The organism is Blautia sp. HA3515 (assembly GCF_059933065.1).
The window spans coordinates 1-22,324 of record NZ_JAYFUY010000079.1; the positions used below are offsets into that span (position 1 = coordinate 1).

Annotated in this window: 16 protein-coding genes, 6 pseudogenes and 1 riboswitch; of the genes and pseudogenes, 10 read left to right on the plus strand and 12 right to left on the minus strand. The window is 44.0% G+C overall.

Translation table 11 applies throughout. The features are described 5' to 3' along the window. From R1Y93_RS07070 to feoB, 9 genes and pseudogenes are all read right to left on the minus strand, one after another. Window positions 1–222: pseudogene (locus R1Y93_RS07070) on the minus strand (hypothetical protein); the annotation flags it as partial. Window positions 223–369: 147 nt separating this feature from the next. Beyond that, window positions 370–855 carry a hypothetical protein gene (locus R1Y93_RS07075; protein WP_500822243.1) on the minus strand — a complete coding sequence of 162 codons (486 nt, stop codon included), beginning with the start codon at window positions 853–855 and terminating at the stop codon, window positions 370–372. Next, window positions 785–1,057, minus strand: a complete 273-nt coding sequence (locus R1Y93_RS07080) for a hypothetical protein (protein ID WP_500822244.1) — start codon at window positions 1,055–1,057, stop codon at window positions 785–787. The genes R1Y93_RS07075 and R1Y93_RS07080 overlap by 71 nt, the downstream gene beginning before the upstream one ends. A gap of 123 nt (window positions 1,058–1,180) precedes the next feature. Then, the gene (locus R1Y93_RS07085; RefSeq protein ID WP_500822245.1) at window positions 1,181–1,483 is read right to left on the minus strand and encodes an acyltransferase family protein; all 303 of its coding nucleotides are present in this window, start codon (window positions 1,481–1,483) and stop codon (window positions 1,181–1,183) included. Window positions 1,484–1,497: 14 nt separating this feature from the next. Next, window positions 1,498–2,241 (minus strand): annotated as a pseudogene (locus R1Y93_RS07090) (ABC transporter ATP-binding protein). A gap of 20 nt (window positions 2,242–2,261) precedes the next feature. Continuing rightward, the gene (locus tag R1Y93_RS07095; RefSeq protein ID WP_500822246.1) at window positions 2,262–3,038 is read right to left on the minus strand and encodes an ABC transporter permease; all 777 of its coding nucleotides are present in this window, start codon (window positions 3,036–3,038) and stop codon (window positions 2,262–2,264) included. 96 nt (window positions 3,039–3,134) lie between these two features. Then, window positions 3,135–3,887 (minus strand): nickel pincer cofactor biosynthesis protein LarB, encoded by a 753-nt coding sequence (gene larB / locus R1Y93_RS07100; RefSeq protein ID WP_500822262.1) that lies wholly within the window; start codon window positions 3,885–3,887, stop codon window positions 3,135–3,137. A 229-nt stretch (window positions 3,888–4,116) separates the two neighbouring features. After that, window positions 4,117–6,201 (minus strand): efflux RND transporter permease subunit, encoded by a 2,085-nt coding sequence (locus R1Y93_RS07105; protein WP_500822247.1) that lies wholly within the window; start codon window positions 6,199–6,201, stop codon window positions 4,117–4,119. A gap of 99 nt (window positions 6,202–6,300) precedes the next feature. Continuing rightward, window positions 6,301–8,649: pseudogene (feoB, locus tag R1Y93_RS07110) on the minus strand (ferrous iron transport protein B). Between the two features lie 451 nt (window positions 8,650–9,100). Here feoB and R1Y93_RS07115 point away from each other — a divergent pair. Then, window positions 9,101–9,685 (plus strand): manganese efflux pump MntP, encoded by a 585-nt coding sequence (locus R1Y93_RS07115; RefSeq protein ID WP_500822248.1) that lies wholly within the window; start codon window positions 9,101–9,103, stop codon window positions 9,683–9,685. 94 nt (window positions 9,686–9,779) lie between these two features. On the opposite strand, the gene R1Y93_RS07120 is transcribed toward R1Y93_RS07115, so the two are convergent. From R1Y93_RS07120 to R1Y93_RS07130, 3 genes are all read right to left on the minus strand, one after another. Beyond that, entirely contained in the window at window positions 9,780–13,442 is a 3,663-nt protein-coding gene (locus R1Y93_RS07120) for an Ig-like domain-containing protein (protein WP_500822249.1), read from the minus strand. Between the two features lie 69 nt (window positions 13,443–13,511). After that, a complete protein-coding gene (locus R1Y93_RS07125; protein ID WP_500822250.1) occupies window positions 13,512–13,937 on the minus strand; it encodes a hypothetical protein in 426 nt (141 codons plus the stop codon). 318 nt (window positions 13,938–14,255) lie between these two features. Next, a riboswitch (cobalamin riboswitch) is annotated at window positions 14,256–14,445 on the minus strand. Window positions 14,446–14,603: 158 nt separating this feature from the next. Further along, window positions 14,604–15,482, minus strand: a complete 879-nt coding sequence (locus R1Y93_RS07130; protein ID WP_500822251.1) for a DegV family protein — start codon at window positions 15,480–15,482, stop codon at window positions 14,604–14,606. 308 nt (window positions 15,483–15,790) lie between these two features. On the opposite strand from R1Y93_RS07130, the gene R1Y93_RS07135 reads away from it, so the two are divergent. The 9 genes and pseudogenes from R1Y93_RS07135 (at window position 15,791) to R1Y93_RS07175 (ending at window position 22,202) form a co-directional block, all read left to right on the plus strand. Then, window positions 15,791–16,285, plus strand: coding sequence for a TetR/AcrR family transcriptional regulator (locus R1Y93_RS07135; protein WP_500822252.1), 495 nt, complete (start codon window positions 15,791–15,793; stop codon window positions 16,283–16,285). 172 nt (window positions 16,286–16,457) lie between these two features. Then, window positions 16,458–16,936, plus strand: a pseudogene (locus R1Y93_RS07140) (COG2426 family protein). 53 nt (window positions 16,937–16,989) lie between these two features. After that, window positions 16,990–17,562: pseudogene (locus R1Y93_RS07145) on the plus strand (flavodoxin family protein). Window positions 17,563–18,134: 572 nt separating this feature from the next. Continuing rightward, window positions 18,135–18,515, plus strand: a complete 381-nt coding sequence (locus R1Y93_RS07150; protein WP_500822253.1) for an ATP-binding cassette domain-containing protein — start codon at window positions 18,135–18,137, stop codon at window positions 18,513–18,515. A gap of 127 nt (window positions 18,516–18,642) precedes the next feature. Continuing rightward, window positions 18,643–18,828, plus strand: a complete 186-nt coding sequence (locus R1Y93_RS07155) for a hypothetical protein (protein ID WP_500822254.1) — start codon at window positions 18,643–18,645, stop codon at window positions 18,826–18,828. A gap of 12 nt (window positions 18,829–18,840) precedes the next feature. Next, window positions 18,841–18,999 (plus strand): hypothetical protein, encoded by a 159-nt coding sequence (locus R1Y93_RS07160; RefSeq protein WP_500822255.1) that lies wholly within the window; start codon window positions 18,841–18,843, stop codon window positions 18,997–18,999. 40 nt (window positions 19,000–19,039) lie between these two features. After that, window positions 19,040–19,732 (plus strand): carbohydrate ABC transporter permease, encoded by a 693-nt coding sequence (locus tag R1Y93_RS07165; RefSeq protein ID WP_500822256.1) that lies wholly within the window; start codon window positions 19,040–19,042, stop codon window positions 19,730–19,732. 299 nt (window positions 19,733–20,031) lie between these two features. After that, window positions 20,032–20,556 (plus strand): annotated as a pseudogene (locus tag R1Y93_RS07170) (carbohydrate ABC transporter permease); the annotation flags it as partial. A gap of 113 nt (window positions 20,557–20,669) precedes the next feature. Continuing rightward, window positions 20,670–22,202, plus strand: a complete 1,533-nt coding sequence (locus R1Y93_RS07175; RefSeq protein WP_500822257.1) for an ABC transporter substrate-binding protein — start codon at window positions 20,670–20,672, stop codon at window positions 22,200–22,202. Window positions 22,203–22,324 lie beyond the last annotated feature (122 nt).

Here is a 22,324-nt window from a genome sequence, read left to right on the forward strand (position 1 = left end):
CATCCCGCGCAGCATCCCCGGCGCAGAAGCATTATGGGAATGTGCGATCACCTTGCCCACACCAGCCTCTTTTGCCAGGCGAAGGGGAAGGATATTGGCTGCGGAGAGCATATTTACATGCACCACATCATATCTGCCCTCTGCAAGGATATTTTTCATGGCTTTTACATAGCCGAAATAATCTTTTTTTACATTTGGCACCAGAAAAACCTTTCCACCCAAAGATAGTATCTCCTGATGAAAGGCAATCTCTCCATACATGGAAACGAAATCAAACCGGATCCCTTTTAGGGAAAGCTTGCCGGTAATAATTCATTACAAAGGCTTCCACTCCGCCTGGGTTATTCCCCATGCCGATCTGTAATACTTTCATACAAAACTCCTGCTTATTTTCCTAATCAGGCCATCATAGCCGGTATATTTCTTCAATGCATTGATCACCACACTAAGCACTAGAGAGATCAATAGGATTGCCAGCGGTACAAGTGCAAAATACTTTAAAGACCACAGATAGGACTTCAGGTAATCTCTCACAAAGGTATGTACAAGCCAGATATTTAAGGAATGCTTGCCTAGGAAGCCAAGCAGCCTTTTAAGGCCGGGGATCCGGAATACATATTCCTTAAGGAAAAGGATCAGGATAAATGGGATGAATGCAAACTGGTATTCCCAGCAATAGGAAAAGGGCAGAAGCCGATAGCTTTGATAGCCCCACAAAACCAGTGCCGCCAGCAGCACAAACTTCAAAAAGCCGCCTGCATACCTGCTTCCAAAAGGAACCCATCTATGAAACCTGGCAAACACGTCCTTCTTGCAGCATACCATGCCCACAACCAGTGCCATTAAAAAAGTCAAAAGGAGATCTGCCTCCCCGAAAACCGATATTCAGAAGCCTTGGCAGAAGAAAAACAAGGCCAATGCAGGTCAGGCTGCCCATTTTCAGGATCACTTGTCCCAAAACCGGCACCAGAATGATAAAGGTAATGGCTGCTCCCATATACCACCAGGCTCCATTTACACTTTTGGTACCAAGAATGTCTAGAAAGCCCAAGCGCATCTGTCAGGATCCCGGCAGCTTTCTCCCAAAGGGTAGTTCCCCATTTGCCATAGGAAAAGCCATTTCTGAACTCCATACACAAGATAGGCAGGAACAACAAGAAACCAGTAGCCTGAACAGGTACTACAGATGCCTTTTTACAAAGGCACTGTCAGAAATCCGGTTATCAGGATTCTGGTTTCTCAAATATCCATACATTAGTCCGTATCCTGATACAAAAGCAAAAATACAGACACAGATTTTCATATAAAGGGCCAGATGAATCACATTCTCTGCTGTAAACGGTGTAAAAAGGATCTCATATCCTGCAAACTTCTTCTCTGTACGGTAGCAATGATGAAATACCATCATCAAAATAGCAATCCCCTTTAATGCAGCAGAATCTTCAATCCTTCTCCCATATTCCCTCCATACTTTGGCTATCAAACAGTAACTTTTGATCAGCCTCCGATCATCTGTTCATACTGTTCAGAAATCGTATCAATATCTCCATAGGATACCACCTTTCCTTTTTCAAGGATAATGGCCTTATTGCAAAGACGCTTCACCTGCTCCAGGGAATGGGATACAAAAAGCACCGTCACTCCTGAATCAAACATGCTTAATATCTTATTCTCGCTTCTTTCTTACGGAACTTTGCATCTCCTACGCAACACCTCATCCAGGATCAGGATCTTAGGAGATACCACTGTAGCAATAGCAAAACCAAGCCTGGATTTCATACCAGATGAATAATTTTTCACAGGTACATCCATAAAATTCTTCAGTTCTGAGAAGTCTACGATCTCCTGATACTTCTCCTGGATAAAAGCTTTGGAATATCCAAGCATTGCGCCGTACAGGAAAATATTCTCCTGACCTGTATACTGAGGATCGAAGCCTGCTCCCAGCTCCAGAAGCGGAACGATCTTCCCGTTCTTTGTCACAGTTCCTTCCGTAGGCTTAAACACTCCGGAAATCACCTTTAAAAGGGTACTTTTCCCTGCTCCGTTCAGTCCAAGGATCCCTACCCGGTCTCCTTTATTCACAGTAAAGGTAGCATCCTTCAATGCCCAGAATTCATTGTACTGGATCTGGCCTTTGATCATCTTTATTACATAATCCTTCAGGCTGTCTACTTTTTCTTTGCTAAGGTTAAATTTCATGCTTACGTGATCTACAATGATCGCCGGTTTATCACTCATCTTCTCTTACTCCTTACCTCTTAAATATGAAGAATAAAATCGTCCTGCTTTTTCTTGAAGCATACAAGACCGATCACCAGGCATAAAAGACTGAATGCTGTTGTATACATCAGATAATGCATATTGATAGGCTTTCCAAATACAGAATCCCTGAAGATCTTGATGATCCCGTAAAGAGGATTGTATTTCAGGATCCAGAACCATCCGCTCTTCAGAAGCTTCTCAGGATAATAGAAAATGGCACAGGTATACATGATGATCATCAGCACAACAGACCATAAATACTCCATATCCCTGAAGAACACGCCAATGGTAGCAAGAATCATCCCGCATCCATAGGAAAGGATCAGGACCAGAAGCAGTGCGATAGGTGCCTGAAGCAGATAAATGGTAGGCTTGATCCCAAGAACAATGCTTACTGCTGCCAGCACGATCAAAGAGATCAGGAATATAATGTAGTTAAAAATAACCGTTGATAAAGGGTACAGGTACTTAGGCACATATACCTTCTTGATCATAGCTGAATTGGCACGTATGGACTTCAGTGCTGACTTGGTAGCTGTGGAATAATAGCTGTAGATCAGACGCCCTGTCAGAATATACACAGGGAAGGTTTTGTCTGTATTACCATACAGAGTACCAAATACAATGGTCAGAACGATCATGGTAAGCAGCGGCTCCAGAAGAGACCACACAATACCAAGATACGAACGCCGGTATTTCAGTTTGATTCCTTTTTTTACAAGCTCACTTAACAGAAATTTGTACTGTATAAGATTGTCGATGTATTTCTTCATTTTTACTTTGCTCCATCTTATGTCTTTTTTGGTTCCGCGAACCGTCTTAGTATTGTAGCATATTATCAGACTGGTTGCAACGGTTGTAAAAAGCGGCTACCTTTCCTTTCCCAGGGCAAGTCGGTTCATCTGGGTTGCCAGATAGCCTGCACCGTATCCATTATCAATATTTACTACCGCAATACCGTTGGCGCAGGAATTGATCATAGTAAGAAGTGCTGACAAGCCATGGAAATTCGCTCCGTATCCTACAGAGGTAGGCACAGCGATCACAGGTCTGCTTACCAGACCACCCATCACACTTGCAAGTGCCCCTTCCATCCCGGCCACAGCTACCACACAGTTCGCTTTCTGTATCATATCCATTTTTGAAAAAAGCCGGTGCATCCCGCTGACCCCTACATCATAGATCCGATCCACATAGGTTCCGAAAAACTCTGCGGTCTGGGCCGCTTCTTCTGCCACAGAAATATCAGCAGTGCCTGCCGTGCACACAGCCACCCGGCCTTCGTGAAGTTTATCCGGCTTTTCAATCTTCAGGATCCGGGAAACCGGGTCATACTGTACCTGGGGAAGTCTTTCCTTGACCAGCAGATACTGTTTCTCACTGGCTCTTGTACCAAGCACCTGCCCTTCTTCCTGATACAGCCTTTCGTATATGTTCAACAGATGTTCATCTGCCTTATTGCTGCAATATACCACCTCTGCAAATCCTGTACGGGCCTTCCGCCCTGTGTCCAGCTTTGCATAATCCATTTCCTTATATCCATCCTGCTTTAAGATACGCTGGGCATCCTCCAGCGAAAGGGTACCCTCCTGGACCTGCTTCAGTATTTCTGTTAATGTCATTCTATCTATCCCTTCATGTTCCGGCAAAATCTTGTGCTTTCCTGTCTTACGAATCACATGATACGTATTTCTATTCACATAAAACAGCCTGTGAACAACAGCTTATAAGTTCCTGTGAACAGTAATCATTATACATATTCCCCATCTGTTGTTCAATAAAAAAATGGGAGCTGCCATAGTATATCTTACCAGACAGCTCCCGGTTGTACAAATTATATATATTATGATATTACTTTACTGCTGCTTTTTTGTCACCAAGAAATCCGATAGATGTTTTGCAGATCAGCTTATCAAAGATCATAAACATAGCCGGCAGAACAAACAAAACAACGATCATACTGATGATGGCTCCACGTGCAAGCAGTGTGCAGATAGATCCGATCATCTCAACCTGGGAATAGCAGGATACTCCAAAGGTTGCGGCAAAGAAGCTCAGTCCGCTGCTGATGATGGATGGCATACTGGTCTTATGAGCGATGCTGATGGCTTCCATTTTGTCCTTACCGCGCTGACGTTCCCTCTGATAACGGGTAGTCATCAGGATCGCATAGTCAACTGTAGCTCCCAGCTGGATGGCACCGATCACAATACTTGCCACAAACGGAAGGCTGATGCCCTGGTAAAACGGGATTGCCATATTTATCATAATAGCAAATTCGATCACTGCTACCAGAATGATCGGCAGGGAAACGGACTTAAACAGGAACATAATGATCAGGAAAATAGCTCCAATAGAGATCACATTTACCCTTACCAGGTCTGCGTCTGTAGTATCCTGAAGGTCTTTCATAAGAGGTGCCTCTCCGATCACCATGCCGCTCTTGTCATAGCTTTTCACGATCTTGTCAATGGCTTTGATCTGTGCATTTACCTCATCTGTAGCAGAACCATATTCGGAGCAGATAAATGCCAGCTCATAATCTTTTCCCTTGAATATTTTCTTAATATCGTCAGGGATCACGGAATCCGGTATGGTAGGACCGATCAGGGAATTCATGCTGATGCTCCACTTCACACCATCCACTTGATCGATCTCATTCAGCATTTTCTGTTTTTCTTTGGAATCCATGTTCTTATCCATCATGATCATATGGATATTACTCATGTCAAAAACATTCTTCAGCTCATCGTTGGCCACATTACTGTCCAGGGTAGCAGGAAGGGATTCAGCAATATTGTAATAGATCTTTGTATGATTGTTTCCGTAAATTGCAGGGAACAAAAGTACCAGAAATACCAGGATCCATACTTTATAATGCTTTGTAATAAATGCTGACGGCTTATCCATCTTCGCCATCAAAAGCTTATGCTGTGTTTTCTCAATCGGCTTATCAAAGAAAAGCACCAGAGCCGGAAGGATGGTTACACAGCAGATAACACCGATCACAACGCCCTTTGCCATAACAATACCCAGGTCACGGCCCAGGGCAAAGGTCATAACACACAGGGCAATAAAACCTGCCACTGTAGTTACAGAGCTTCCGGCTACTGATTTGAAGGTATTGGCAATGGCATGACCCATGGCACGATTCTTATCTTCCGGAAATCTCTTTTTATTTTCCTCATAACTGTTCAGAAGGAAAATAGAATAATCCATTGTTACACCAAGCTGAAGAACAGCTGTCAGTGCCTGTGTGATATAGGAAGTTTCTCCAAGAATGATATTGCTTCCCAGGTTGTACAAAATAGCAAGCCCGATACTGAGCAGGAACAAGAACGGAACCACAAAGGATCCGGATGTAAGCTCCAATACCACCAGACTAAGCACTGCTGCGATCACCACGTAGATTGGCAGTTCCTTCATGGCAATGTTCTTGATATCTGTAACAACACCTGTCATGCCGCTGATAAAGCACTGCTTATTGGCAATCTTCCGAAGCTCTGTCAGTGCATCCATGGCATCATCCGATGATGTAGTATTATCGAACAGCACCAGCATCATGGTTGCGTCTCCCTTGAAAAAGGCTTCTCTTAGATCCTGGGGAATCATCTCCACAGGCAGGCTGATATCTGCCACATCATCATACCAGAGAACATCTTTCACATGCTCTACCTGACTAAATTCATCTTCCAGTTTCTGAACATCCTTCATCTCCATGTTTTCCACAACTACCATGGAAAAAGCACCCATTCCGAATTCATCCACCATGATATCCTGCCCCTTCACTGTCTCCAGTGTCTCCGGCAGATAACTGAGCAGGTCGTAGTTGACCCTTGTCTTCGCAATTCCGATCATAGACGGGAATACAAGCAGCAGCCCGATCAGCAGAACAAGTACCTTATGTTTGGCTATCCACTTTCCTACTTTGACCATTTATGTCATCTCCTTAACGATTTTCTTCGTTGAATAGTATAGCGCAAAATGACCAATAGTCAATATTATTTTGTTAAAAAATGAAAAATAGTCATTTTTTTAAAATCCAATGACAATTCCAATCATTCTTACAGCAAAAGCCACAATCCATGCGATCACACACTGTCCAGCCACAACTCCTGCTGCCCATCGTGTTCCCAATTCCCTTTTAATAGAGGCTATGGCAGCCACACATGGTGTATACAAAAGACAGAAAGCAAGCAGACTGGCTGCCCCAAGCGGATTCAGTATCTCAGCCAGGGATGCTGTTTTGCCAAGCAGCACGGACAGTGAAGATACCACACTTTCCTTTGCCATAAAACCTGTGATCAATGCAGTTGAAATCCTCCAGTCTCCAAATCCGAGAGGTGCAAACAATGGTGCAATATAACCAGAAACCACAGCCAGAATACTGTTCCTGGAGTCTGTCACCAGGTTCAGGTGCAGATCAAAGGTCTGTAAAAACCAGATCACAATGGTTGCAACAAAAATAACTGTGAAAGCTCTCTGAAGGAAATCCTTGGCTTTGTCCCAGAGAAGATGGCCTACATTCTTAGCTCCTGGCATCCGGTAGTTAGGAAGTTCCATTACAAAAGGAACCGCTTCTCCTTTGAACATGGTTTTCCCAAAAATCAACGCCATAATGATTCCTATAAAAATACCTCCAAAATACAAAAGGATCATTACAAGTGCGGCGTACTGCTTGAAAAAAGCAGCTGCAAAAAAAGCATAAATCGGAAGCTTTGCAGAACAACTCATAAAAGGCGTAAGCAATATGGTCATCTTCCTGTCTCGCTCTGAGGGAAGAGTTCTGCTGGCCATTACACCTGGAACCGTACATCCAAATCCGATCAGCATAGGCACAATACTTCGCCCGGAAAGTCCGATCTTACGAAGAAGCTTATCCATAACAAAAGCAACCCTTGCCATATATCCGCTGTCTTCCAGCAATGATAAAAACAAAAACAAAGTGACAATGATCGGAAGAAAGCTTAAAACACTTCCAACACCATTAAATATGCCGTCAATGATCAAAGAATGAAGCACCTTATTAACATTCCATGCCTCAAGTCCATGATCTACCATAGTTGTCAAACTGGTAATACCCATATCCAGAAGGTCAGACAGTCCTTTGCCGATCACACCAAAGGTGAGCCAGAACACCAGCCCCATGATCCCGGCAAAGCAGGGAAGTGCAGTATATTTTCCGGTAAGTATCCTGTCTATTTTTTCACTCTTCTCAAGTGCTCTTTACTCTCCCTGGGTCTTACAACCGTCTCATCGCATACATTTTCAATAAAGTCAAAGCGCATATGTGCGATCGCTGCCGCCCTGTCCAGTCCTCTTTCACTTTCCATCTTGTGAAATAATATGCTCAAGAGCATCTTTTTCATTTTCATCAAGCTGCAGTCTTTCCAGGATGATCGGGTCTCCCTCGGCCAGCTTGCTTGCAGCAAAACGAAGGGGGATTTGCGTCCGTTCCGCATGATCTTCGATCAGATGCATGACTGAATGCAGGCATCTGTGTACAGCACCGCCATCTTCATTTGCATCACAAAAATCCATCCGTCTTGGCCGTTCCTGATACTTTGCCACATGAATGGCATGACTGATCAGCTCATTGATTCCTTCATTCTTGGCAGCCGAAATGGGTACTACCGGGATTCCCAGCATTTCCTCCATCTGGTTCACAAGTATGGAGCCTCCATTTTCCCTCACTTCATCCATCATATTCAGTGCAAGCACCATGGGAATATTTAACTCCATCAGCTGCATGGTAAGATAAAGATTTCGCTCTATGTTAGTCGCATCTACAATATTGATGATTCCTTTTGGATGCTCATCCAACACAAAATTCCTTGTTACGATCTCCTCACTGGAATAAGGGGACATGGAATAAATTCCTGGAAGATCCGTCACAAGTGTATTCTCATTCCCCCGGATCACACCATCCTTACGGTCAACTGTCACCCCTGGAAAATTGCCCACATGCTGATTAGAACCTGTCAGCTGATTGAATAAAGTTGTTTTTCCGCAGTTCTGGTTTCCCACAAGGGCAAAGGTCAGCTTTTCCCCTTCAGGAAGCGGTGTTTCTTCTTTTTTGCTGTGAAACTTTCCGCCCTCTCCAAGTCCAGGGTGCGGAATCGCTTCCTTTCGTTTATTAGGCGGTGCAGCTTTTGCATCCCTTACATTTTCCACAATGATCTTCTGTGCATCTGCCAGGCGCAAGGTTAATTCATAGCTATGTATCCTTAATTCCACAGGATCTCCCATGGGAGCATATTTCACCATGGTAACGTCAGCCTGAGGTATCAGTCCCATATCCAGAAAATGCTGTCGTAAAGCCCCATCTCCTCCTACGGACTGTACAGTAGCTGTTTTTCCAATAGGTAAGTCCTTTAATGTCATATTGCATTTCCTCTTTTCATAGTTGATAATTTTTATCATTTACAATTTTTAGTGTAAGTCCCGTCAAACCATTTGTCAACCTTCTTTATATTTGCCAAAATCATGATTACACGGATTGTTCCGTGCTTTGCGCTCCCACAATCCTTCCCGCTATTCGCATATCGCAGGATTAACATCCCACTTTTATGCTCCTTATTGATAAAAATAATTGACAGCGCTCTTCTTTTTTGCTATTGTATGGATACAATTAATTCCTGTGAGGGAGTAGCAAGCGCTTTGCGTAGCAAGTCAACATACTGACCATTCGGTCTGGCTTGTTTTAAATTGCGAGACTCATGTATAACGTGCGGATGCTATACATGGAGTCTTTTCTTTTGCCCATATACAGCTTTTGCACTGTATATGGGATTTTTTATGGGTAAATCTATCATCAAACAAAGGAGATACTGATATGGAATGGAATTTACTATTTATTTTTAACAGCGCACTGCTGGGAGTCGGACTGGCCATGGATGCCTTTTCGGTTTCCCTTGCCAATGGTCTGGCAGAATCGGACATGAAGCCTGGCAAAATGTTTACCATAGCCGGTGTATTTGCAGGCTTTCAGGCTCTGATGCCTATGACCGGATGGATCTGCGTACACACGATTGCCAATTACTTCCAGTCTTTCCGTAAATTTATTCCCTGGATCGCTTTGATCCTTTTGGTGATCATTGGAGGGCAGCTTCTGATCAGCGGTATACGTCCGGATGATTCCGATCATCCCCGTACCGGAGTTGGTCTTAAGGCTTTACTTGTTCAAGGTGTAGCTACTTCTATTGATGCACTTTCCGTTGGCTTTACCATTGCGGATTATGGATGGATCATGGCACTTGTCTGTTCCCTGATCATTGCTGCCGTCACATTCATGATCTGTATGGGCGGTCTGAAGCTTGGTAAGAAATTCGGTACAAAGCTTGCCGGAAAAGCAGAGATCCTTGGAGGCATCATCCTGATCGCCATAGGCGTTGAGATCTTCCTCAGCAATATGTTTTAGAACGTAAAATCCCCTGGAGCCGATAGGATATATCCGGTTCCAGGGGTTTTACTATTTCTGCTGATTTCTTTGATCTTTTATTTTGACTTTACTTTTATTTTGATTTTACTTTGATCTTGATAGATGCTTTCTTCCCATCGCCACGGACTGTGATCCAGGCAGTTCCTGCTTTTTTAGCAGTTACTTTTCCATTCTTATCAACCGTAACAACCTTTGTATTGGAAGACTTCCATTTCAGATCTGTAGTGGCTTTCTTTGGATTCACGGTTACCTTCAGGAACTGCACACTGCCCTTTTTCAAAGTCATTGATTTCTTTGCAAATTTCAGCTTTGTAGCTTTCTTTGCAGATTTCCCAACAACAACCGTTACCTTCTTAGTAAGCTTTCCTGCCTTCACTGTGATCACAGCTTTTCCAGCTTTCTTAGCGGTTACTTTTCCGTTCTTGTCAACGGCTGCAACAGATTTTTTGGAGGACTTATATGTAACCTTGTCTGTTGTATTAGATGGTGCAACGATCACGCCGATGGTATCTGATTTCTTGACTTTCAGATACATGGTGGATGTGTTGACAGTCAGTTTTGTTGCTGCTACAGTTGCAGGCTTTGGTGCCTCTGTTGGCTGCGGTGCTGCAGTAGGCTGCGGTGCTGCAGTAGGCTCTACTGTTGGTGTTGGTGTGGCAGTCGGAGTCGGCTGCGGAGTATCGATCTTCTGGATACCTTCTGTAAGGAAAGTAAGCTGACGGTCAAACCATTTGCTGTCCCTGGTATTATGAGAGGAATAAGCGATTTCCTGATCCAGTGCTGAAACAGCCAGAGAATAGGTATACCATGGTCCCATTTCAACCTTATCTCCATTATTCACTGCAATTTCTTTTTCATAATAATGGGACCATGCAGCCTCACCAGCTGCCTCTGCCTCTTCTTTTGTTCCTGCATACATGTAATCGTAGCCTTTCCCGTGAAGGGAAAGCTCTGCTGTCATCTTTCCGTTTTCCACTTTAAGGACACAGGTGTTATTGATCACATTAAACATTTTGTTGTTATTGATCACCTTTACAAGGTATGTACCATCTTCCAGAGTTACCGGTGCTTTTTCTTTTACCTGGATCTGGGCATACGGAAGCACAATGCTTTCCACATTTTCATTTGCTACAGTTTTTACCACATAAGTACCAGGTGTGCCGATCTTAAAACTTATTTTACCCTGTGCATCTGTTTTTGCTTTGCCTGTTACTTCTTCGCCTGTTTCAGCATTTGCAAGTGTGATATCATACCCTTCCGCAGGTGTAAATTCATTCTTACCTACTGTTCTGCTGATATCTTTATCCATGTAATAGGAATCACCGGTGAGAGTAAGAGTAAATTCCTCATTCTGGTTTACCGTGATCTCCTGCTGTTCAAACTGCAGGTATGCCGGATTATCCACTTTTGTTGCTGAAAAAACGGAAAGCACATCTCCTTCTTTCAGCCTGCACATTCTTGGATCACTTGCCACATATTTTCCATTTACACGGAATCCAACAAAGTTTTTAAAACTCTTCTGTCCCAGAAGGAAGCCTGTACCGGCACCTCTGCTTCCGCACATCAGATATTGGGTTGGATTTGCAATATATTCCTCTCCAAACAGTTCCTTATGCAGATCGACCAGTGCATCGATCACGGTTGCACGTTTTTCCATATCACTTGACTTGTTGTAATTATCTTTTCTTTTAGAATCGGTAGGCGTCACCTTAGAAGCATCATCTGCTGTTACGTTCATAGCCATTTTTACAGGTGCTTCCCCTGGATTCTTATTTACAAAAACTGTAATATTTATGCTCTCTGCATTTTCATTCTGGCTAAGGCCTGATACAACCGACTGAAGAACATCCTTTGCATTTTTATAATCATCGTCTGCTGCATCTTCCTTTGTATATACTTCTTCTGCCGCTTTAATAGCTGTATCCAGTGTTTCTTTGCTTCCTGCTGCCCACTGTCCGGCACCATCCCCTTCTGTCATTTCATCAGAAAGCTCCTTTGAAATTGCAATGGCATCCTCAAGAAGGGCTTTTTCAGTTTCCTTGCTTAACACACCTTCCAGTTCAACCGGACCTTCTGTTCCGGATGCAGTCCAGTTTGCGGTCGCACTCTGATAGTTGTCAGCAGCAAATGTATAAGTATATGCCACAGTTTCCACCATGGGGTAGGTACCATCCTCTGATGGCTCCACAGTAAATGTCTCTCCGTTTTTCTTATAGGTAACAGACAGAACCTTTGGATTTACAACTGCCAGATGTCCGGATTTTGCCCGGATCTTAATAGAAGCCTGGTAGTTTTTCAGTGCTGTAAGGGTTACAACAACCTCCTGATCCTCCAAAGGTTTGATGAATTTTGATCTTACTACCTGATAGCCTTCTGCAGTTACTCCATAAAAATAAGTGCAATTATCCCATAAGGTATAGCTTCCATCCTCTGCTGGAGTTTCACCTGTTACTGTAAGCACTGCATCCGGAACTTCCTTGCCTTCTGCATCTATGATCTTAAAGGTAACCTTATGCTTGCTGTCTGCCTCTGCAGTCAGGGAAAGATCAACTGTTTCATCAAAGGCAGCGGTAAAAGAAGTCTGCTTTGCAACAGCATTCCCCTTTGTGCCTGCTGCAATATAGCCTTCGCTTTGTGCCTGAACAGTATATTTCTGTCCGGATTTCAGCTGATAGATGCCTTCTGTACCTGTCACTTCTTCCTTTGTGGTATTGTCTGTGACTGTGATCTGAGCTTCCGGAATCACTTCGTCAGTCTTACTGTTTACTGCACGGAAAATCACCTGACAGGTATCCGGCTTTGCTGCAAGCACAAGCTTGTAGGTGTACTCAGCAAGGGCCTGTGCACTACCATCATTAATAGCTGCATCCTCCACTGAAGGATCATACAGCTTCAGCGTAGCTGTTACCTGCTGCTCCTGGGTTCTCTTTGAGGTATCCAGAGAATACGTCTGGGATTTTGCCGGCTGCTGTTTAACGGTAGACTTAAAAATGCTCCAGTCTGAGAAGAACCATCCGCTTTTATACTCTTTTACATTTGGTCTTTTCAGGCTAATGTCAGAAACAGCTCTCTTCCTGCTGTTATAATATGCAACATTATAAGTGCTTCCATCTTTTGTAACACCATCTGTGGCGGAGATCACGTCATCCACATAATTCCTGTAAAGGAATTTTGCAGCCTCAGCAGCCTGGTCCGGTGCCTGAACTTCATCGCTTACCTTGGTTACTGAAGAAGAAAGGATCTTCACATAATGGTCTGTCCAGGTTTTATCTGTTTTTCGGGCTGCCACCTGGAACAAGGTATCCAGCTTATCTACAGCCAACGGCCAGAAAATATGCTTTGCACCATCCTCCGACGGTCTGTAAGCGATCAGCTTATCATCCTTTTCATTGACTGCATCCAGTGCATCCCCCACATACAGTCTGTCATAATCCCCATTTTTCAGTGTGACAACTGCATCGATCTCTCCATCCTTTACAAGCAGGGTGCAGGCTTCTGCCGGAAATCCGCTATCTGCCTTTACAGCTGCCTGGTAGGTACCATCCTCCAGTCTGTCCGGAGCTGGCGTTACCATAGGCACATTCAGCTTAATATGAATGGTATAAGTAATATCATGAGCAGCTGTCATTGCAATTGTTGTTGCCTGTGATCTCCATATCCTGGTTGAGAACTGCAGGAACCTGAAAAACAGATCCTGTATATTCTGTACCTGAAACCGGATAATACTCTTCTCCATCTACAACCAGCTTATTATAGCTGCTGCTGGAAAAAACCACTGTTGCAGTTACTTTTCCTCTTGTAATGGTCACCTTCGGGCAGGTAATCGTAACTTTTCCTGAACCTCCTTGGAAAGAAAGGATTCCGGAGAATAAGTTCCGTCCTGATATTTTTCTTCAGAACTGTCAGCCAGCAGAAGGTCATCCTGTACGTATTCCTCTGCATCTCCATCGGCCAGTTCCAAAACCTCATCCCCTGTATCAGGGTCAGATGCTTCTTCGCCACTGGTAAATACATCATCCACATCTTCTACATCCGCGACTGCTCCAAAATCCTCCGCATCCTGCACATCGGATGCTTCAGTGGCAGGTTCCTCCTCGGCCACATCCTGAGCAGCATCCTGTACCTCTGCAACTGCTGAAAATTCCTCTGCTGCAAAGGCAGGAGATACAGATGTTACGGTCATTGCCCCTGTTAGCAAAAGTGCTAAAAAAGCATTTGACTTTTTCCTCATTGCTACTTCCTCCTTTGATAAAATTAGGTACTCGCCACCTGTAAAGGCAGGAGTCCGCTTACATCGGATATACACGTTTCTGTGCTTTGCGTGGAATTTTAGTGAAATAGGAACATTACAAAGTAATCTCCTCTTACACACAAAAAAAGCCTGCTTTCATTTGAAAACAGACTTCCTTCAATCCTTAATCTTTCTCTGTGGTATTTAAGCTGCAATAAGGATTTATTGCAACACAAAAATACTTGTGCCAGGGCGCATAAAAATCCCCTGCCACCTTTTGATCTGATTATTTGAGTGAAAGTGCTTTCATCGGAAGCTTTTCATCGGATATTTCCAGCAGGTTTCCTGGCTTGCAGTTCATCGCTTTGCCCCCTTCTCAGACTGTCGTCCAATGGATTTACTGGCATTGCTCCCTGCTTACAGTGACCGGATCGCTCAGGATTTCCACCTGATTCTCTTTTACCCTTCACAGCTAATCTGCGTAGGCACTGAAAACATATATATTCATCTCATATGATAGCAATTTCTAACCAAAAATCAAGTCATAAAACCAAATTTTATACATAAATTTACGATGATTACAGTGTCAAAAGGGTCTGATCCCACCTGTACTTGCAGCAAGGTCTGGGAAATTGACCTTGGGACACGCCCCGATATTTGCACTTTTTAACTAATGGATGGATCCTGTACAATGCTGAATCCCATACCGTATACTCCCGGGCCGGTGTGGCTGCCTACACTGAAGGACAAATGATCGTAATAAACCTGTACCTCAGGGAACATCTCCTGGAGCATGGCCTGCCATTCCCCGGACTCTTCCGGACTCAGACCTGCCCCTGCTGCCCCAACTCTTACATATTTAGGATCTATCCCTGGAAAACGTTTTTCCAGATCCTCTTTCAGTGCTTTCAGCATAATGGTTTTTGCCTTCTTCATGCCTCGTGTTTTGGCAAAGGCATCCAGCTTCTCGCCCTGGATCGTAAGTACCGGCTTGATATGAAACACAGTACCAAGAGCAGCGGCTGCAGGCGTGATCCTGCCTCCCTTTTTCAGATATTTCAGATCATCAACTGCAAGAAAAATGCTGGAATCATAGGCTCTTTTTTCCAGATCCTCACGGATCTCTCTGGCTGATCTGCCCTCATTTGCCATATGCAGTGCTTCCATGACAGAAATACGCAAAGTAACAGAAATACGATGGTTATCTGCTACCTGTACCTTTCCCTGGAAATCCTCTGCAAGTGCGATAGCAGTAGCACAGGAACTGCTCAAACCACTGGACATAGGAATATGGATGATCTCATCATAGCCCTTAGACAGAATCTGCTTCCACATATCCATCACATCGCCAGGGGAAGGCTGGGATGTAGAAACATCATGACCTTCTGTAAGACTTTCATAAAAAAAACTTTGATCCAGATTGATTCCTTCATAATATGTTTGTTCGTCAATAATCACCGGCATAGGAAGTAAAAATATCCCCAGCCTGTCTGCTTCTTCTTTAGTGATACCGCTGTTACTGTCTGTCATTACGGCAGTTTTCATACCTTAAGCTCCCTTCCAAAACTCTTCTGCTTTCTACACCAGGAAAACTCCTATTCTCTAAGGAGTAAGTTATCATAGGTTTAACTTCTCATATAACGTCTTGCAAATTTTCCTGCTTTCGATATAATCAAAAATAATCATAACTGTATAGTACCTTCTTCGCAGTTACCAGGAAAATGCATTCCAAAGCATTTCGCAGAATATTACCTGCTGAATAGTTTCAAAATCATATGTGACGAATTGTAACACTTTCCAAATAAAGATTCAATTCTTTTTTTCAAACTGTGACAATGTAAGGAGATTTGTTCATGAGTATCCATAAAAAGAACCCATCCAACTTATTGGCGCGGAAATGTATTGCAACTGCCCTTAGTCAGCTTCTGAAAGAAAAAAGTTTTTCTTCCATCACAGTTTCCGAACTTACCAAGAAAGCCGGTGTTTCCAGAATGACCTATTACCGGAATTACTCTTCCAAAGAAGATATTTTTGAAGCCTACCTGGAGGACGCCCTGAGCTTCTATGATAAAGATATCCAAAACCTTCCCATTAAGGGTAATTACTATGATATCTCCAATCTGACCCATTATTTTACCTATGTAAAAAAGCACCAGGAATTTCTGGACAGTCTTTTCAAATGCGGATATGGTCATTTTTTCCTGAATGCCATTGATCAATATGTGATGTACCGTTGGAAGAAAGAGGATGACAGCCTGGACCATATTTACAGGCTTCACGCCTTCAGCGGGGCACTTTACAATTCCTACATCCACTGGTCTTTGGGGTGGTGCCAAAGAATCTCCTGAGGAAATGGCAATGGCACTTCGCCTTGTATTCGCAGATACATAAGGCTGATCCTGCCCCTTTTCACTTGAAAATTCACTGTCCCTGGCGTATAATAGCGGTCAGATAATCATAAAGGAAAAGACTGCTGCCACACAGATCTTTGGCAGAAAATATTATGAAAAGGAGATTTCCATGAAAAATTATCTTATAGTGTTTCTGATTTCCATGCTTCCCCTGATCGAGCTTCGAGGTGCCATTCCTTATGCTGTTGGATTTGGTCTTCCTCTTGTGCCATCCTACATCATTGCAATTATCGGGAACATGCTTCCTGTGCCATTTATTTATCTGTTTGCCCGTACGATCCTGATCTGGGGAAAGGATAAGCCGGTGATCGGTAAGTTTTTCACTTTTTGCCTTGAAAAAGGTGAAAAGGGCGGGAAAAAGCTTCAGGAAAAGGCCGGGAAGAAGGACTTTTTATCGCACTTATGCTTTTCGTAGGCATCCCACTTCCTGGTACAGGTGCATGGACCGGTACCCTTGCAGCCAGTCTTCTGGATATGGATTTTAAATCCAGTGTTCTGGCAGTTATGCTGGGTGTACTGATCGCTAGTGTGATCATGGGTGCTGCCAGCGCCGGTCTGTTTGGTGCTGCAGGTGCTATTTTCAGTTAAGAACAGAGAATATAAATATTTTGCTACTATATATAAGAAAGGATGTATCACAAATGAAAGTTTTACTTTTAAACGGCAGTCCAAGAAAAGAAGGCTGTACTTACACCGCACTTTGTGAAGTAGCCGGCGTTTTAAATGCAAATGGCATTGAAACAGAGATTTTCCAGGCTGGAGATCCTTCCCAGGAAAACGTAAAAGCTGCTGCCCAGAAATTAAAAGAATCCGATGGACTTGTAGTTGGTTCCCCGGGTATACTGGGCTTCCCCAAGCGGACAGATCATCCAGTTTATGGATAAGCTTTGCTCCCTTGCAGGAAAGGATCTGCTGTTCAAGCCTGCTGCAGCTGTTGCATCTGCCAGAAGAGCCGGCACTACTGCCACCCTGGACGTACTGCTGAAATATTTTTCTTATCACCAGATGCCAGTGGTTTCTTCCAATTATTGGCCTATGGTTCACGGCAACACCCCGGATGAAGTGCGCAAGGATGCAGAAGGTCTTCAGATCATGCGTAATCTGGGTCAGAATATGACCTGGCTTTTAAAAAACTGTATTGAGGCAGGCAAAAAAAGCAGGGATCCACCACCCGGAAACAGCAAAAGAAGATAATGACCAACTTTATCCGATAATGTGATCTGCATATCAGGCAAAGATCCATATACCAGGTATTTGAAAAAAGGGAATGTTGTATGTACACAACCTTCCCTTTCTTTTCATATTTATAACTGTTCCGCACATTTACAGTATTTCCCGGACAGTTACCCACATTTTTCTACAGGAGAGTTCCCATATGAAAATCATCTTAAAAAACATTACCAAAACCTTTCCTTCCAGATCACGCCGCGCCCATACTCCGGTTACTGCTGTGGATCATTTCAGCTTTGTGAGATTCCGGACGGACAGCTGATCGGACTTTTAGGTCCTTCCGGCTGCGGCAAAAGCCCCTACCCTGAATCTGATCTGCGGACTGGAGACCCTTGCTGAAGGACAGATTTTTTCGGAGATCAGGATGTGACCAGTCTGCCTCCTGAAAACCGTGGTGTCGGCATGGTTTTTCAGAACTACGCCCTTTACCCACATCTTACTGTACTGCAGAATATTCTCTTTCCCCTTCAGAATCTGAAAGGAAAAAACAAGCTGTCCAAACAGGAAATGCTAAACCGAACCCAGACTGCCCCGTCTGGTACAGATCCAGGAATTGATGGACCGCAAGCCAGGAGAGCTGTCCGGCGGGCAGCAGCAAAGGGTTGCCATTGCCCGGGCACTTGTAAAAATGCCTCATGTTCTTCTTCTGGATGAGCCCCTTTCCAACCTTGATGCCCGTCTCCGTCTCCAGACAAGAGAAGAGATCCGCAAGATCCAGAAGGCTACAAAGATCACCACCGTTTTCGTTACCCATGACCAGGAAGAAGCCATGAGCATTTCTGACTGTATCGTAGTAATGAAAGATGGCCTTGTGCAGCAGACAGGCAAGCCTCAGCAGGTATATGATGACCCCTGCAATCTTTTTGTTGCCAGATTTCTGGAACTCCTCAGATCAATGTATTTAAAGGCTTCAGCAAAAATGGAGGTATTTATCTGAACGATCAGAAGATCCTTTCCGCAAAGGAGCTGCCGGATCAGGAACTATATATAGGGATCCGTCCGGAAGGGTTTATCCTTAAGAGAGGGATGGACCTCTCTCCTGCCAGCGCTCAGGAGTAGAAGTGATGGGCAGGGATATCAGTGTGGTATCCACACATCCGACCTGCGAAAATCCGGCCATCCGATCCATTATCAGTGCAGAAAACAATGTAGATCTATCTTCTTCTGTGGTTCATTTTGCATTAAAACCAGGCAAGGTATTTCTGTTTGACCGGGAGACTGGCGTGCGGATACCTGCAGATCTGGCATAACAGGAGGCAGCTATGAAAAAAAGAAATTATAAAGGCTGGCTGTACCTTCTGCCTGCCATACTGTTCCTTGGCGTTTTTATGGTATATCCTCTCATTGATGTATTTATTTACTCCTTTGAAGAGGGTTATAACTCTGCCTCCCCAGACCTACTATGGCACAGGCTTATATAATTACTCCTACGTGCTTCACGATACTTATTTTTTGCAGGCAGTGAAAAACACCTTTATCCTTGTGATCATCACTGTACCTCTGTCCACGCTTTTGTCACTGCTGATCTCCAGGGCAGTAAGCAGTATCAAGGCACTGAAAAACCTGTTCCAAACCGTTTATTTCCTGCCTTATGTAACCAATACTCTGGCAGTAGGACTTGTATTTATGATCCTTTTCAAAAAAACAGCCTACACAGACGGCCTGATCAACCTGATGCTGGCCTGGTTCGGCAAAGGGCCTGTAGATTTCATTGACGGCCCTTACTGGGCAAAAATGTTTGTGCTGTGCTTTTACACCATCTGGGTTGTTATGCCTTTTAAGATCCTGATCCTTACAGGCGCCCTGGCTTCTGTAGACAAAAACTACTATAATGCAGCCCGGGTAGATGGCACTTCCAGATTCCGCACTTTTATGCGGATCACTCTGCCCATGATCTCACCTACGGTGTTTTATCTGGTGATCACCGGATTTATCGGTGCTTTTAAGGCCTATAGCGATGCAGTTGCCCTATTTGGTACGGATCTTAATGCAGCAGGTATGAATACCATTGTTGGATATGTTTATGACATGCTATACGGCAATGGAGGCGGTTATCCATCCTATGCTTCAGCCGCAGCCATCATCCTTTTTGTGATCGTACTCACCATCACCTGCATCAACCTGCTTGTAAGCTCCAGCAAAAAGAGGATATAACCATGAAAAATCAGATTGACTACAAAAAAATCAAAGCTTCTGCCAGGCGCAGACGTAGGTTCAGCCAGATATGCCTTTATACACTGCTTAGTATCTGGGGCCTGATCGTACTTTTTCCATTTTACTGGATGCTTCTAACTTCAGTAAAAAATTATAATTCCTATAACAGTGAACATATTCCCGCTTTCTTTACCCTGTCGCCTACCCTTCAGAACTATAAAGATGCATTTACCTCGGTTCCACTGGCACGTTATCTGGGAAATACCCTGTTTTTCACAATTGTAACTACAGGGATCATGATGATTGTGATCACATTGGCGGCCTTTGCTTTTGCCAGACTATCCTTTCCTGGTAAAAACCTGATGTTCACCCTGTTTCTTTCCCTGATGATGATTCCCAATGAGCTTGTGATCATCACCAACTTTGTTACGATCACAAACCTGGACATGCGTAATACCTTTGCCGGACTGATCCTGCCCTCTATCACTTCGGTATTCTATATTTATCTGCTGAAAGAAAACTTCCAACAGGTTCCGGATGAGCTGTACAGGGCAGCCAAGGTGGATGGTACATCCGATCTGAAATATCTTTGTAAAGTCATGATCCCCATTTGTAAGCCTACCATGATCACCATTGGGGTATTGAAAGTGATCGAATGCTGGAATTCCTATGTATGGCCCAGACTGATCACAGATAATCCGGATTACTATCTTGTTTCCAACGGGATCCAGGAAATCCGGGAAGACGGCTTTGGCCGCGAAAATATCCCGGCCATGATGGCAGCGGTTGTGGTCATTTCCCTGCCCTTGATCCTTTTATTCCTTGTATTCCGCAAAAAGATCATGTCCGGTGTATCGAAAGGGAGGAATCAAGAGGTAATGAAATTACATACAAAGGCTCTGCTTCTTCTTACAATGAGCAGCCCTGTCTGTCTCTTTTGGCAGGCTGCCACGGCTCCAAAGAACAGACTTCCTTCTCTGTACCGGAAGCCTTTGATACCTCCAAGGATTATGAGATCACGTTCTGGGCAAAAAATGATACCAACAAAACCCAGACCGACATTTACAAAAAAGCCATCTCTGATTTTCAGGAGCTGTATCCCAATATTACTGTAAACATCCGTCTGTATACTGATTACGGCAAAATCTACAATGATGTGATCACCAATATTGCCACAGACACTACCCCGGATGTATGTATCACTTACCCGGACCATATTGCCACCTATCTCACCGGACAGGGTACAGTAGTCCCTCTGGATGACCTGATCGCAGATCAAAAATACGGCCTGGGCGGCAGTGAGTTGGCCTTTGATTCTCCATCCAGTGATGAGATCATCCCCAAATTCCTGGATGAATGCTCTTTCGCAGGTCATTATTATGCTCTACCTTTCATGCGCTCCACAGAAGCCTGCTACGTAAATAAGACTTATGTGGAAGCCCTTGGCTACACTCTTCCCGAAACTCTGACCTGGGACTTTGTCTGGGAAGTGTCCGAAGCAGCTATGAAAAAGGATTCAGATGGAAAGTTTCTGATCAACGGACAGGATGTGATGATTCCTTTTATATACAAGTCTACGGATAATATGATGATCCAGATGCTGAAACAAAAAGGGGCAGGATATTCCACTTCTGATGGTGAGATCGATCTGTTTAATGACACAACCAAAGAACTGTTAGATGCTATAGCAGCCCATGCCAAAACAGGTGCTTTCTCCACATTTAAGATTTCCAGCTACCCAGCCAATTTCCTGAATGCAGGCCAGTGTATTTTTGCTGTGGATTCCACTGCAGGCTCTACCTGGATGGGGACCAATGCTCCATTGTGTGATATCAGTGACAGTGCACTGGTGGACTTTGACACAGAAGTGATGACCATTCCACAGTTTGACCCTGATCATCCTTCCATGATCTCCCAGGGACCTTCAGTATGTATCTTTAACAAAAAGGATCCCCAGGAGGTACTGGCTTCCTGGCTGTTCACCCAATATCTTCTGACCAATGATGTGCAGACTGCCTATTCTGAAACAGAAGGTTATGTTCCGGTTACATCCAAAGCCCAGAACAGTGACCAGTACCAGGATTATCTGTCCAGAGCCGGCGAAGATAATAACGCTCACTATAAAGTTAAAATACAGGCCTCCAGGCAGCTTCTTGACAACATGGCTAACACCTTTATCACCCCGGTATTTAACGGCTCTGCTTCTCTTCGGGATGCTGCAGGACAGCTGATCGAAACTGTTACCAAATCTGTCCGCAGAAAGCAGGAAGTCAATGATGATTTCATAAAGAAGCTGTACAGTGATGTTTCTTCCCTGTATCATCTGGACCAGGCATCCGGCACTTCTGGAGGTAAAAAAGATCTGGGCCCACTACCTGGCACTGCCTTGCTGCTTCTTGGTTCCCTGGCAGCCGCCTGGATCCTGATCCTTATATATCTGCTGCTCCGCCATTTTTGCAAAAGCAAGTAATCCCTACAGGGGTTTCATATGCCAGGCAGCATTAACAGCCTGCCTGTAACCTTTCTGAATGTGAAAAATCCCGCAGCCTGACATAACTGCCATGGCTGCGGGATTTCTATTTTTATTACTCA

What these genes read in the sequence shown, in the direction of transcription:
- R1Y93_RS07080 (WP_500822244.1), bottom strand. Translation starts at nt 1,057, where the DNA reads ATGCGCTTGGGCTTTCTAGACATTCTTGGTACCAAAAGTGTAAATGGA.
- R1Y93_RS07095 (WP_500822246.1), bottom strand. Translation starts at nt 3,038, where the DNA reads ATGAAGAAATACATCGACAATCTTATACAGTACAAATTTCTGTTAAGT.
- larB (WP_500822262.1), bottom strand. Translation starts at nt 3,887, where the DNA reads ATGACATTAACAGAAATACTGAAGCAGGTCCAGGAGGGTACCCTTTCG.
- R1Y93_RS07105 (WP_500822247.1), bottom strand. Translation starts at nt 6,201, where the DNA reads ATGGTCAAAGTAGGAAAGTGGATAGCCAAACATAAGGTACTTGTTCTG.
- R1Y93_RS07115 (WP_500822248.1), top strand. Translation starts at nt 9,101, where the DNA reads ATGGAATGGAATTTACTATTTATTTTTAACAGCGCACTGCTGGGAGTC.
- R1Y93_RS07120 (WP_500822249.1), bottom strand. Translation starts at nt 13,442, where the DNA reads ATGGAGAAGAGTATTATCCGGTTTCAGGTACAGAATATACAGGATCTG.
- R1Y93_RS07125 (WP_500822250.1), bottom strand. Translation starts at nt 13,937, where the DNA reads ATGAGGAAAAAGTCAAATGCTTTTTTAGCACTTTTGCTAACAGGGGCA.
- R1Y93_RS07130 (WP_500822251.1), bottom strand. Translation starts at nt 15,482, where the DNA reads ATGAAAACTGCCGTAATGACAGACAGTAACAGCGGTATCACTAAAGAA.
- R1Y93_RS07135 (WP_500822252.1), top strand. Translation starts at nt 15,791, where the DNA reads ATGAGTATCCATAAAAAGAACCCATCCAACTTATTGGCGCGGAAATGT.
- R1Y93_RS07150 (WP_500822253.1), top strand. Translation starts at nt 18,135, where the DNA reads ATGGACCGCAAGCCAGGAGAGCTGTCCGGCGGGCAGCAGCAAAGGGTT.
- R1Y93_RS07155 (WP_500822254.1), top strand. Translation starts at nt 18,643, where the DNA reads ATGGGCAGGGATATCAGTGTGGTATCCACACATCCGACCTGCGAAAAT.
- R1Y93_RS07160 (WP_500822255.1), top strand. Translation starts at nt 18,841, where the DNA reads ATGAAAAAAAGAAATTATAAAGGCTGGCTGTACCTTCTGCCTGCCATA.